Source organism: Enterococcus sp. DIV1337a (assembly GCF_051712285.1).
GTDB lineage: Bacteria > Bacillota > Bacilli > Lactobacillales > Enterococcaceae > Enterococcus > Enterococcus faecalis.
Genome location: NZ_JBIOOP010000001.1, coordinates 1,786,320 through 1,798,854 on the forward strand (window position 1 = coordinate 1,786,320; position 12,535 = coordinate 1,798,854).

Sequence of the window (12,535 nt, forward strand, 5' to 3'; positions counted from 1 at the left end):
TTTTAAAATCAATTATTTTTGATTTCTTTACACACTTTTTTACTTAAGCTTTCTCCTTAAAAGAAAAAGCGTTGAATATCGTTCCAAGTAACTAACACCATTAACACCATGACAAACCCAAAGCCAATTAACGTAATGATGCCTTCTTTTTCAGGACTAATTGGTTTTCCACGTACACCTTCAATAATGTTTAAGACAATTTTCCCACCATCTAAAGCTGGAATCGGCAACAAATTAATAATCCCTAAGTTCATTGACAACATGGCCATTAAGAATACAACTGTACTTACTCCAGCATTGGATGCTTCTTCCGATAACTTAAACATCATGACTGGCCCACCTAGTTTGTTTAAACTAAAGCCTGTGAATAGTGAGCCGAGTGCTTTAAAAATCTGTGTCGTACTATTTAAAGTATCCTGAATACCACCCATCAATTTTGACGGTAAATCGGTTTTCATATAAGGATAAACACCAACTTTACCAATCGTTTGTTTTTCCACTTTTTGTTTTTCTGGTGTCACTGTTAGTTGCTCTTCTTTGCCGTTACGCTCAACTACGAACGTTAACGGCTTTTCGGGGTTCTTCTGCACAATGGTTGTAAAATCTTCGTATTTTTTGATTTTTTGATTATTAATCGATAAGACTTTATCATTTTCTTTCAACCCAGCTTCTGCCGCCGGGCCATTAGGAATCACTTGTCCAATTTGATTCGTGTTTAAATCAGTAACGCCTCCTTGTAGAAAGACCGCTAACGTAAACAGAATAAACCCTAAGATAAAGTTATTCATGGGTCCCGCAAAGTTCGTCAAAATGCGTTGCGATAATTTTGCTGATTGAAATTGAACGTCTAGTGGCGCAATCCGCACCTCGGTTCCATCACTTTCAATAATCGTTGCATCATGGTCAACTTTATAAACGGTTTCTTCTTCCTCGTTTCCATTGACATAGCCCTTGATGAATAATTCTTTTTCAAGATCAAAATCAACGACTTCCATCGGAATACTATGAGGTAATTGTACTTTTTTACTTGTATTAATTTTAACCACATTACCCACGGCATTTAACTCAACAGATAGAGGCATACCTGGTGTGATTTCTGTCATGTCTTCGCCCATCCCAGCCATTCGCACATAGCCACCAATCGGCAATAAGCGAATCGTATAAGTGGTGCCATCTTTTCCACGATGCGCAAAAATCTTTGGTCCCATTCCGATTGCAAACTCACGAACTAAAATACCCGCTCGTTTTGCAAAATAAAAGTGGCCAAATTCATGTACGAGGACAAGAATACCGAAGACAATAATGAATGTGATAATTGTTTTCATAGATGTCCTTCTTCCTTCATTCACTGACGTTCAGTGCTTTTTATTATTACATGGGAAAGTCTCGTAAAACTTGCTCTGTTCCCTTCCCGATAAACCAGTGCAACTGTTTACTGAGAACAGTTGCCACTGTTAGTGAACAAATCTTTCCTTATGTAAGACAAGTTTTATTTTAGCATATTCACTCATAAATAACCATTGGACTTGACCAGTTCGTCTGGATATTTTGTGTTTTTTTAGAAAATCCGTTAATTTGAGAACGTTGCTTTAAAAATTCAATAAGAATGTGGTTTGTTTAGCTCGTTATAGAAAAAAATATAAGCTATAGTTGATTGGTTCTAATAGAAATATCTTTGAGTAGATAAGGGAATTTCTTATTTGTTTTCTGCAAGGCAGAACGGTAGTTGTTAAAGAAAGAAACCAGCGTTAGACGCTGGTTTCTTGAAGTATGTTGTTGGTTTGAGTTTTTACCCCACACTGCCTTCCATCTCATAACTAATCAAGCGATTCAACTCAACCGCATATTCCATCGGTAATTCTTTCGTAAATGGTTCAACAAAGCCCATAACAATCATTTCTGTCGCTTCGGCTTCAGATAAGCCGCGACTCATTAGATAATATAATTGTTCTTCAGAAATTTTTGAAACTTTGGCTTCGTGTTCTAAGGACACTTGGCTGTTATGGATTTCGTTAAACGGAATCGTATCTGATTTTGATTTTTCGTCCATGATAATCGTGTCGCATTCGATGTGGGAAATCGAGCCTGCGCTGTCTTTGCCAAAAGTCACTTGGCCACGGTAGTTAACTTCGCCGCCGTCTTTAGCAATTGATTTTGAAACAATTGAGCTAGAGGTATTCGGCGCATTGTGAATCATTTTGGCCCCAGTATCTTGGATTTGGTTAGCGCCAGCAAAGGCAATCGATAACATCGTGCCACGGGCGCCTTTGCCATCTAAGTAAACGCTTGGGTATTTCATAGTTGTTTTAGCTCCTAGGTTACCATCAATCCATTCGACAGTGGCACCTTCGTAAGCTTTAGCACGTTTGGTTACTAGGTTGTAGACGTTATCTGACCAGTTTTGAATGGTCGTATAACGACAATAAGCATCTTTTCTAGTGAAAATTTCTACGATGGCCGCATGCAAGCTGTTACTTGAATACGTGGGTGCCGTACAGCCTTCAACATAGTGAACGCTGGCCCCTTCATCGACAATAATCAAGGTCCGTTCAAATTGGCCGGTATTTTCCGCGTTGATTCGGAAATATGTTTGTAATGGTACATCAACTCGAACACCTTTTGGTACATAAATAAAGGTTCCACCTGACCAAACAGCTGAGTTTAAAGCGGCCAGTTTATTATCTGTTGGTGGCACAAGTTTTGAAAAATACTCTTTGAATAGGTCAGGATATTCTTTTAAAGCAGAGTCAGTATCTGTAAAAATGATGCCTAATTTTTCAAATTCTTCTTTCATGTTGTGGTAAACAACTTCTGATTCATATTGAGCAGAAGCCCCAGCTAGATAAGCACGCTCAGCTTCGGGAATCCCAATTTTTTCAAAAGTTTCTTTGATTTTATCAGGTACATCATCCCAATCGCGTGCGGGTTTGTCACTCGGTTTTTGGTAATATTTAATTTTACTAAAGTCAATATCTGACAGGTCTGGACCCCATTCTTGCATGGGCATTTTATTGAATTGTTCTAACGATTTTAAACGGAAGTCAAGCATCCATTCTGGTTCGCCTTTCACGCGAGAAATTTCGCGAACGACGTCTTCGGTTAGGCCGTCTCCGGTACTAAAGACTGGTTCCACATCGTCGTGAAAGCCAAATTTATATTCTTCTAATTCAGGTACTGTACTCAATTCGTCGTCACCCTTTCTTTATTTTTCACAATGTAAATGACCGGCTTCGCCTTGGCCGTTATTAGCAACAGCCTGCTCTAAGGCTTTCCAAGCCAGGGTTGCACATTTAATCCGAGCTGGAAATTTAGCTACGCCGCTTAACATTGCTGCATCGCCTAATTTTTCATCTTCGGCCACTTCATTTCCTTGAACAAGTTGAGAGAAATCCTCTGCTAAGGCCGTTGCTTCGGCGATTGTTTTTCCTAAGACCGCATCAGTCATCATACTAGCACTTGCGGTACTGATGGAACAGCCACTTCCTTGAAAGGCGATATCTTTAATCACACCGTCTTCAATGGCCACATCCAGTTCAATCACATCTCCACAAGTAGGATTATTCAATTCAATTGTTTGGCTAGACGCATCTAGCGTTCCGTGGTGATGTGGGTGGCTAGAATGGTCCAAAATGACTTGGCGATATAAGTTATCTAATTTAGAAAGTGCCATGCTGGAAAAACTCCTTTGTCGCTTTAATCGCTTCAACTAAGCGATCTGCGTCTTCTTTGGTATTGTATAAATAAAAACTTGCCCGTGCGGTTGCTGGCACGCTCAAATAGTTTAATAACGGTTGCGCGCAATGGTGACCCGCTCTGACAGCGACCCCTTCCATATCTAACGCCGTAGCCACATCATGTGGATGTAAACCTTCAATATTAAAAGCAATCACACCAGTGTGGTCTTTTGAATCCTGTGGACCATAAATCGTCAAACCCTCGATAGCTTGCAACTTTGGCAAAACATAGTGAACAAGGGCTGCTTCATGTTGATGAATGGCCTCTAAACCAATTTCTGTTAAATAATCAATGGCGGCACCTAAGGCAATTGCTCCGGCAATATTAGGTGTGCCAGCTTCAAATTTCCAAGGAAGCTCTTTCCAAGTACTTTCTTGAAGATGAACAAAATCAATCATTTCGCCACCAAATTCCACAGGTTCCATTTGTTCCAATAAATGACGTTTACCATATAGGACACCAATTCCAGTTGGTCCACACATTTTGTGACCACTAAATGCATAAAAATCAGCATCGATGGCTTGAACGTCCACAGGCATATGAGGAACTGCTTGCGCGCCGTCTACCACCATCACAGCGCCATTTTGATGGGCTAATTGTGTTAATTCTTCGATCGGATTAATGACCCCTAAAACATTTGAAACATGAGCGATCGAAACAATTTTCGTTTTTTCCGTAATTTGTTGACGTGCACTCGCCATGTCTAAAAAGCCATCTTCAGTGACGTCTATATACTTCAAAATGGCGCCTGTGCGTTGGGCTAATTGTTGCCAGGGAATAATGTTTGAATGATGTTCCATGTAAGATATGACGATTTCATCCCCAGCTGTAACTGCCAAGTCACCATAACTTTTGGCAATCCAATTCAAACTGGTTGTTGTTCCTCGTGTAAATAAAACTTCCGCTGTTTCTTTGGCATGGATAAATTGGCGAACCTTTTCGCGGGAGGCTTCATAGTCCTTCGTTGCTCGTTCGGCTAACGTGTGCACTCCACGATGAACATTGGCATTATCGATTTCATAATAATGTCGTAAAACATCTAACACTGCCGTTGGTTTTTGGGTTGTTGCAGCATTGTCTAAATAAACTAGCGGTTCATCATTAACTTCTTGAAATAAAATAGGAAACGATTGACGAATGGTTGCTGCATCCATCATGCGTTTAACTTCCCTTCGATTACTTCTACGAATTCATTTTGTACTTCTTTAACTGGAATTGCTGTAATGACAGAACCTAGGAAGCCACGAATCACCAAACGTTCTGCTTCTTCTTTACGCAAGCCGCGGCTCATTAAATAATACATTTCTTCTGGATCTACTCGACCAACGCTGGCTGCGTGTCCAGCAGTCACTTCATTTTCATCAATTAAAAGAATTGGATTGGCATCACCACGAGCTTTATCAGACAGCATTAAAACACGACTTTCTTGCTGTGCGTCGGCTCCTTTTGCCCCTTTTAAAATGTGGCCAATTCCGTTAAACGTTAAAGTACCACGTTCACGAATGACTCCATGTTGTAAAATATGACCAATCGAATGTGGCGCTTTGTTTGTCACTTGTGTGTCGATGCCTTGTGTTTGTTTACCTGCACTAATTGCAACGACTTTAACTTCTGAATGAGCGCCTTCGCCAACTAAATCAGAATCAAAATCAGCCACAACATCACCATCATTCATGACGCCTAGAGCCCAATCAACAGAGGCATCCCGCATAATATAGCCACGACGATTCATATAAGTCGTTACAGTTTGCCCTAATTGATCCACGGCTGAGTATTTAACTTTTGCGCCATCTTTGGCAATTACTTCCACAACGATATTTCCAGAAGCTTTCTCTGCGTGATGACCAGTAGATTGAAAACGTTCTAAATAACTGAATTCACTATGATTATCTGCAACGATTAAAACATGTTTAAAGAAAGGTTGGTTGCTATCTGAATCCTGAATAAACAAAGATTCAATGGGCTCTTCAATCACTACGTTTTTAGGAACGTATAAGAAAACACCACTATTCATGAAAGCTGCATGAGCTGCTGTCAGCTTATCTTCTTCTGGTAATACGGCTTTAGTCATATAGTATTCTTTAACTAATTCTGGGTGCTCTTGTAAAGCAGTAAAAATGTCTGTAAAAATTACCCCTTGTTCCGCTAATGAGGCTGGCAATTGCTCAAAAGCATGAAAAGATCCTTGTTGAACAATTAAAGGATTGTCTTTCATTTGATCAAAACTTGCGACATTTCCTTCAGAAGGCACATAACTTTCCATGTGAACATTTAATAAAGGCCAACGATGAAATTTCACACGATCAATATGTGGTAACTCACTTTCGTCAGCGTTTCTTAAAGCCGTTGTTCGCAATTCAGTCATCCAAGCTGGTTCTTCATGTTCTAGTGAAAAAGCGGTGACTTCGTCAAGATAATCCATTAGATTTACTTTTTTCATTTATCTTGTCCTCCTTACGCTTCTTCTTTGTAATCAATACCTAATTCTTGGCTGATACCAGCATAGCCTTCTGTTTCTAAACGTTTTGCCAAATCAGCCCCACCGGTTTTCACAACGCGGCCTTCCATCATAATATGAACAACATCTGGCGTGATATAGTTCAATAAGCGTTGATAGTGGGTAATAATTAACGCACCAAAGTTCTCGCCGCGCATTTCATTAACCCCTTTAGAAACTACTTTTAACGCATCGATATCTAAGCCTGAATCAATTTCATCTAAAATGGCAAACGTTGGCTCTAACATCAATAATTGTAAAATTTCATTTCGTTTTTTCTCGCCGCCAGAAAAGCCTTCGTTTAAGTAACGCTCAGCCATTTCTTCAGGCATATTTAATAATTCCATTTTGCTATCTAATTTTTTTAAGAACTGCATGACTGACATTTTGTTGTCTTCGTCACGTTTTGCATTGATTGCTGCACGCATGAATTCAGCATTGGTAATTCCTGGAATTTCACTTGGGTATTGCATTGCTAAGAATAAGCCTAAGCGAGCGCGTTCGTCTACCTCTAAATCTAAGACGTTGACGCCGTCAAATAGAATTTCTCCTTCTGTGACTTCGTAATTAGGATTTCCCATAATTGCTGCTGATAAAGTAGATTTACCAGTTCCATTAGGTCCCATAATTGCATGGATTTCTCCAGTATTAATCGTTAAATCGACCCCTTTTAGAATCTTTTTATCTTCAATTGATACGTGTAAATTTTTGATTTCTAACACAGACATGTACAATTCCCTCCAACTTGTTTTAATCGTTTTTCCGTTCTCACTCATTTTAGCCTAATTGAGAATGAATCGCAAATTACAATTGCTAAAAATAACAACTCTTATCATCAAATTTTAGGATTCAATTTGTGAAGGAAAATTTTAAAAGGCTGATATTTCAAAGTTTTCCTCCATTTTTAAGTGATCGTCCCTACACAAAGAAAAAAATTCTGGTAGAATAAAAAAATTTATTCAAGAAAGCGTTTTCTTGGATAATTACTTTAGAATGACTTTTGCAAAGAGAGCGTTGAGATACGCCTTCCTCATCTATACAAAAAAATCCAGAGCATTGGCTTCTCTGGATTCAATATTTTTTATTAGCGATTGGCTTTATACTTCTAAAAGTTCTTGTTCTTTTTCAGCAGTAATCGCATCGATATTTTTGATGCTATCATCTGTTAATTTTTGAACATCTTTTTCAAATGAACGTAATTCATCTTCAGTGATGTCACCATTTTTTTGAGCTTTTTTCAACTCATCCATTGCATCACGACGAACGTTACGGACAGCAACTTTTGAGTTTTCCGCTTCTTTTTTCACGTCTTTGGCTAATTCTTTCCGACGTTCTTCCGTTAATTGTGGAATCACTAAACGGATGACATTTCCATCATTGGTTGGGCTAATGCCGATATCACTCATTTGAATAGCTTTTTCAATGTCAGCGATAGAATTTTTGTCAAACGGTGTAATCATTAATACACGTGCTTCTGGGATATTGATACTTGCTAATTGGTTAACTGGTGTTGGTGCACCATAATATTCTACTTGAATACGGTCTAATAGACTTGCGTTCGCACGACCAGCACGAATTTGACCTAATTCACGGCGTAAGCTTTCTTCCGCTTTTGTCATTTTTTCTTTGGCTGTTGCTAAAACTTCTTTAGACATTTTTTATTTCCCCCTTACAGTTGTTCCGATATTTTCACCAAGGATGGCACGACGGATATTTCCTGCTTCATTTAGGTTAAAGACAACTAAAGGAATATCGTTATCCATACTTAATGAGCTTGCTGTTGAATCCATTACTTGCAGCCCTTTAGAAATAACATCTAAATGTGTTAGTTCTTCAAATTTTGTCGCTGTTTCATCCACACGTGGATCCGCAGAATAAACACCATCAACATTGTTCTTCGCCATTAAGATGACGTCCGCATCCACTTCTGCAGCTCGTAAAGCAGCCGTTGTATCTGTTGAGAAGTAAGGATTTCCTGTTCCTCCGGCAAAAATAACAACGCGGCCTTTTTCTAAATGACGTTCTGCACGACGACGAATGTATGGTTCTGCAATTTGACGCATTTCAATTGATGTTTGAACACGTGTAGGCACACCAAGATTTTCTAATGTATCTTGCAATGCTAAGGCATTCATCACAGTAGCTAACATGCCCATATAATCAGCTTGTGCACGTTCCATGCCCATTTGAGCACCAATTTGTCCACGCCAGATGTTGCCGCCGCCAACTACGATGGCCATTTCGATACCTAGTTCATGGACCTCTTTAATTTCTTGGACGATTTCTTTAATGACTGGTGGTTTAATGCCAAAACCGTCTTCTCCGGCTAGCGCTTCTCCACTTAACTTTAATACGACACGTTGATACTTAGGTTTAACCATCATAATTCCCTCCAAGATTCTCTAAAAATCATTCAATTCCTCATTTAGATGACTTTTCACCAAAATGATTTTTTAGACCAAGCAGTGCGATCCACTGGTTTTGCCTAAAAAAAGGGAGCGCATATCAAAGTTATGCGTTCCCAAATGGCTGAAAGACTGCCTTGAATCAAGCAGTAATCAATTTATGCAGCTTCCTTTGGGGAGCGCTGTCTGTTTAGATACTTATGATTCACGGCTTTTCAACCGAGCGTTCGATGCTCTTAGTTTTTCATTTGGCTCATTACTTCATCCGCAAAGTTATCTTCACGTTTTTCGATACCTTCGCCAACTTCAAAACGTACGAATGATTTCACTTCGCCGCCTTTAGAAGCAACAAATTTTTCGACAGTCATATCTGGATCTTTAACAAATGGTTGGTCAACCAAAGCGATTTCTGCTTTGAATTTTTGTAGACGACCAACAACCATTTTTTCAACGATATTTGCTGGTTTACCTTCGTTTAATGCTTGTTCAGTTAACACAGCTTTTTCGTGTTCTAATTCTTCTTGAGGAATTTGAGATTCGTTGACATAGCGAGGGTTGATTGCCGCGATGTGCATAGCAACATCTTTCGCTACTTCTTCGTCAGTTGTGCCATCGATAACTGTTAATACAGCAATACGGCCACCCATGTGTAAGTAAGCGCCAAATGCAGCATTGTCAGCTTTTTCGACAACTTCAAAACGACGGAAGCTGATTTTTTCACCGATAACAGTTGTTGCTTCGATTAAATCAGATTCGATTGTGCCTTTTTCAGTTTTAATAGCCATTGCTTCTTCCATCGTAGCTGGTTTGTTTTCAGCAACTTTAGTCGCAATATCTTTAACTAAATCTTGGAACATTTCGTTTTTAGAAACGAAGTCAGTTTCTGAGTTTACTTCAACGATTGCTGCAACGTTACCTACAGTTGCTACGTTTGCTAAACCTTCAGCCGCAATGCGGTCATTTTTCTTCGCTGCTTTAGCCATACCATTTTCACGTAAAAAGTCTACGGCTTTTTCCATGTCGCCTTCTACTTTTACTAATGCTTTTTTAGCGTCCATCATTCCAACGCCAGTCATATCGCGTAATTCTTTTACCATTTTAGCTGTAACGTCTGCCATTATTTGTGTCCTCCTCGGATATTATCAATTCTTTTTAAAAAAGCTATCTCAAAGGAGAATCAGGCTTTTTGTCGCCTAGCCTTTGAGACAGCTCCGTAATCATTATTATTCAGCTGATTCGTTGTTTCCTTCAACAACATCAACGATTTCTTCGATTGAAGTTGCTTCTGGTGTTTCTTCAACGAATAACTCTTCAGTTGCTTGGTCTTCCCCTTGGTTACCTTCGATGAAAGCGTCAGCCATTTTAGCAGTGATTAATTTCACGGCGCGGATTGCATCATCATTTGAAGGGATTACAACATCGATCTCATCAGGATCACAGTTTGTATCAACCATTGCAACGATTGGAATGTTTAATTTGTGTGCTTCTTGAACAGCAATGCGTTCTTTACGTGGGTCAACGATGTACATTACATCTGGAATTCTTGGCATATCAGCGATACCACCTAAGAATTTTTCTAAACGTTCACGTTCTTTGTTTAAGCCAGCAACTTCTTTCTTAGGTAAAACTTCGAAAGTGCCGTCTTCTTCCATTGCATTGATTTTTTTCAAGCGAGCAATACGTTTTTGGATTGTATCCCAGTTAGTTAACGTACCACCTAACCAACGATGGTTTACATAGTATTGACCAGCGCGGATTGCTTCATCTTTGATTGCTTCTTGTGCTTGTTTTTTAGTTCCTACGAATAAAGCAACGCCGCCTTCTTCTGCAACGTTTTTCATGTAATCGTAAGCTGCATCTACTAATTTCACTGTTTTTTGTAAGTCAATGATGTAGATACCGTTTCTTTCTGTGAAGATATATTTCTTCATTTTTGGGTTCCAGCGACGAGTTTGGTGACCAAAGTGTACGCCGGCTTCTAGTAATTGTTTCATAGAAATTACTGCCATGTTGTGTTTCCTCCAGTTTGGTTTTTATTTTCCTCTTCTTTTCGTCAACTCCTTGAAGAACTACCGCAGTAGCACCACTTCGCAGATGGAAAAGAATGTGGATTTCGTGTGTGAAAATCACACCTTTAACAGTATAAGATATTTTCAGAAAAATAGCAAGCCTTAAAACTAGAAATATCGCTCCTACTGCGCTTGCCAAACAAGCTGACATTCTTCGTTTCCTGTTTCATCGGTGGTTCGCTTTTGTTCGACAAATCCTTGTTTTTGATAAAAAGCATAAGCTGCTTGATTTTCCCTGTAAACAGCCAAAGATAAGACATCCTGTTCTTCTTTTGCTACTTCCAGTAATTTCTGACCGATGCCCTTACCTTGAAACGCTTTTTTTATAAAAATTCCTGCGATATAGTTATCCATTAAGCCTAAAAACCCAATTATCTGACCCGCTTCTTCTGCTAAGATTAGTGTTGCTTTTGGTAACGCAGCGCGGACTAATGCCTTATTTTCTTGCCAATAAGTTGGTGCGACAAATGGATGAGCTTCTAGATTCGTTTGCAGCCAAATAGCCATAATGGTTTCTAATTCTTTTTCTGTTAACTGGGTTGTCTTTTTGATAGTCAGCATTTTTTGACACTCGTTTCTGTTATTGATTATTTTCAAAATAAAACATTAACACACCCGCTGCGATAGCGACATTCAATGATTCTGCTTGACCTTTCATTGGAATATAAAGATTTTTCGTGGTTTCTGCTAACAATTCTGGCGAAACCCCGCTACCTTCATTGCCTAAAATCAACGCATAATTTTCCGCTGCCTCTTGTTCATAATAAGCAATCGCAGCTTCATTTAGTTCTGTACCGAAAACTGGTAGACCTTGCTTCTTGAATGCCTGAACCACTTCAGTCAACTCTCGTTGGAGAACTGGTAAATGATAGTGGCTTCCCTGCATTGAGCGCAACACTTTTGTATTGTAAATATCTGCTGTGCCCTTACCTAAAATCACGCCTGCTAAACCTGCTGCATCAGCTGTGCGAATCATCGTACCAACATTACCAGGGTCTTGGATATTATCTAAAAGTAACCAACCACCTTTAAAAGAAAGCGACTGCTCTTGTTGCGTTTCCAAGGTGACAATTGCCAAAATCCCTTGTGAAGTTGGCAGCTCCGACAAACTATTTAAAACCTCATCACTTACAAAAATTAATTTTTCTGTTTCTTGTTCAGCTAACCAAGTTCCCCATTCTTGTTGACCTCTTTGATTAAACAAAATCCACTGGACATTGGCATTGGCCTTCACGGCTTCTTCAACTAAATGAAATCCTTCTATTATATATTGGTTCAGTTCTTCTCGGTACTTCTTTTTGTGTAATTTTTTCCATTCTTTTAATTGGTTATTTTTCGTTGATGTAATTTCTTTCATAAGTCACCTCGCCTTTGTATTATAGCATGCTTCTAGCTTGCTTGGATACTTGCTAGAACCAAGAAAAATCGCTATCATAAAGAAAAAAGCAAAGGAAGTGTCTCTCATGGAAAAACTAAGAATGAATGTACAAGGGCGTGTCCAAGGTGTTGGCTTCCGCTACATGACCAAAATGGTGGCAGATCAATTAGGTGTCACTGGTTCAGTGAAGAACGAAGACGACGGGTCCGTTTCAATCACAGCAATTGCACCTGAAGACATAATGGAAACATTTATCAAAAAAATCAAAGATTCCCCCAGTCCAGCGGGACGTGTAACGTATGTTGATATTCAAGATGACCCTTTGTTAGAAGAGACGGAACAATTTAAAGTGATTCAATAAACTTACTTTCTAACAATTGATTCCTTTGGAAAGAAGCCTTGAACAGCAAGTAGTTCCTGCTTTTTATTGATTTTTGTGAGAGCTTCTTTG

Annotated in this window: 13 protein-coding genes; 1 reads left to right on the forward strand and 12 read right to left on the reverse strand. The window is 39.2% G+C overall.

Annotated features, from left to right (window positions below; all coding sequences use genetic code 11):
- Window positions 1-56 precede the first annotated feature (56 nt).
- The 12 genes from rseP to IGL49_RS08510 all read right to left on the reverse strand — a co-directional run bounded on the left by rseP (window position 57) and on the right by IGL49_RS08510 (window position 12,063).
- Entirely contained in the window at window positions 57-1,325 is a 1,269-nt protein-coding gene (gene rseP, locus IGL49_RS08455; protein ID WP_002362168.1) for an RIP metalloprotease RseP, read from the reverse strand.
- 464 nt (window positions 1,326-1,789) lie between these two features.
- Entirely contained in the window at window positions 1,790-3,184 is a 1,395-nt protein-coding gene (gene sufB, locus IGL49_RS08460; protein ID WP_002356769.1) for a Fe-S cluster assembly protein SufB, read from the reverse strand.
- A gap of 18 nt (window positions 3,185-3,202) precedes the next feature.
- Entirely contained in the window at window positions 3,203-3,670 is a 468-nt protein-coding gene (sufU, locus tag IGL49_RS08465; protein WP_002356768.1) for a Fe-S cluster assembly sulfur transfer protein SufU, read from the reverse strand.
- Window positions 3,657-4,892 (reverse strand): cysteine desulfurase, encoded by a 1,236-nt coding sequence (locus tag IGL49_RS08470; RefSeq protein ID WP_104854762.1) that lies wholly within the window; start codon window positions 4,890-4,892, stop codon window positions 3,657-3,659. The genes sufU and IGL49_RS08470 overlap by 14 nt, the downstream gene beginning before the upstream one ends.
- The gene (sufD, locus tag IGL49_RS08475; protein ID WP_104854763.1) at window positions 4,889-6,175 is read right to left on the reverse strand and encodes a Fe-S cluster assembly protein SufD; all 1,287 of its coding nucleotides are present in this window, start codon (window positions 6,173-6,175) and stop codon (window positions 4,889-4,891) included. Before sufD ends, IGL49_RS08470 begins: the two co-directional genes overlap by 4 nt.
- A gap of 14 nt (window positions 6,176-6,189) precedes the next feature.
- Window positions 6,190-6,960 (reverse strand): Fe-S cluster assembly ATPase SufC, encoded by a 771-nt coding sequence (gene sufC / locus IGL49_RS08480; protein ID WP_002356763.1) that lies wholly within the window; start codon window positions 6,958-6,960, stop codon window positions 6,190-6,192.
- A gap of 369 nt (window positions 6,961-7,329) precedes the next feature.
- Entirely contained in the window at window positions 7,330-7,887 is a 558-nt protein-coding gene (frr, locus tag IGL49_RS08485) for a ribosome recycling factor (protein WP_002356762.1), read from the reverse strand.
- Between the two features lie 3 nt (window positions 7,888-7,890).
- Entirely contained in the window at window positions 7,891-8,613 is a 723-nt protein-coding gene (gene pyrH / locus IGL49_RS08490) for a UMP kinase (RefSeq protein WP_002356761.1), read from the reverse strand.
- Between the two features lie 260 nt (window positions 8,614-8,873).
- Window positions 8,874-9,755 carry a translation elongation factor Ts gene (tsf, locus tag IGL49_RS08495; RefSeq protein ID WP_002356760.1) on the reverse strand — a complete coding sequence of 294 codons (882 nt, stop codon included), beginning with the start codon at window positions 9,753-9,755 and terminating at the stop codon, window positions 8,874-8,876.
- Window positions 9,756-9,860: 105 nt separating this feature from the next.
- Complete coding sequence (rpsB, locus tag IGL49_RS08500) at window positions 9,861-10,646, reverse strand: 30S ribosomal protein S2 (protein ID WP_002356759.1); 786 nt, start codon at window positions 10,644-10,646, stop codon at window positions 9,861-9,863.
- A 183-nt stretch (window positions 10,647-10,829) separates the two neighbouring features.
- A complete protein-coding gene (locus IGL49_RS08505) occupies window positions 10,830-11,267 on the reverse strand; it encodes a GNAT family N-acetyltransferase (RefSeq protein WP_104854764.1) in 438 nt (145 codons plus the stop codon).
- A 19-nt stretch (window positions 11,268-11,286) separates the two neighbouring features.
- A complete protein-coding gene (locus IGL49_RS08510; RefSeq protein WP_104854765.1) occupies window positions 11,287-12,063 on the reverse strand; it encodes a TrmH family RNA methyltransferase in 777 nt (258 codons plus the stop codon).
- A gap of 106 nt (window positions 12,064-12,169) precedes the next feature.
- Between IGL49_RS08510 and IGL49_RS08515 the strand changes: the two genes are divergently transcribed.
- A complete protein-coding gene (locus IGL49_RS08515; protein ID WP_104854766.1) occupies window positions 12,170-12,445 on the forward strand; it encodes an acylphosphatase in 276 nt (91 codons plus the stop codon).
- Window positions 12,446-12,535: the final 90 nt, after the last annotated feature.

What these genes read in the sequence shown, in the direction of transcription:
- rseP (WP_002362168.1), bottom strand. Translation starts at nt 1,325, where the DNA reads ATGAAAACAATTATCACATTCATTATTGTCTTCGGTATTCTTGTCCTC.
- sufU (WP_002356768.1), bottom strand. Translation starts at nt 3,670, where the DNA reads ATGGCACTTTCTAAATTAGATAACTTATATCGCCAAGTCATTTTGGAC.
- IGL49_RS08470 (WP_104854762.1), bottom strand. Translation starts at nt 4,892, where the DNA reads ATGATGGATGCAGCAACCATTCGTCAATCGTTTCCTATTTTATTTCAA.
- sufD (WP_104854763.1), bottom strand. Translation starts at nt 6,175, where the DNA reads ATGAAAAAAGTAAATCTAATGGATTATCTTGACGAAGTCACCGCTTTT.
- sufC (WP_002356763.1), bottom strand. Translation starts at nt 6,960, where the DNA reads ATGTCTGTGTTAGAAATCAAAAATTTACACGTATCAATTGAAGATAAA.
- frr (WP_002356762.1), bottom strand. Translation starts at nt 7,887, where the DNA reads ATGTCTAAAGAAGTTTTAGCAACAGCCAAAGAAAAAATGACAAAAGCG.
- pyrH (WP_002356761.1), bottom strand. Translation starts at nt 8,613, where the DNA reads ATGGTTAAACCTAAGTATCAACGTGTCGTATTAAAGTTAAGTGGAGAA.
- tsf (WP_002356760.1), bottom strand. Translation starts at nt 9,755, where the DNA reads ATGGCAGACGTTACAGCTAAAATGGTAAAAGAATTACGCGATATGACT.
- rpsB (WP_002356759.1), bottom strand. Translation starts at nt 10,646, where the DNA reads ATGGCAGTAATTTCTATGAAACAATTACTAGAAGCCGGCGTACACTTT.
- IGL49_RS08505 (WP_104854764.1), bottom strand. Translation starts at nt 11,267, where the DNA reads ATGCTGACTATCAAAAAGACAACCCAGTTAACAGAAAAAGAATTAGAA.
- IGL49_RS08510 (WP_104854765.1), bottom strand. Translation starts at nt 12,063, where the DNA reads ATGAAAGAAATTACATCAACGAAAAATAACCAATTAAAAGAATGGAAA.
- IGL49_RS08515 (WP_104854766.1), top strand. Translation starts at nt 12,170, where the DNA reads ATGGAAAAACTAAGAATGAATGTACAAGGGCGTGTCCAAGGTGTTGGC.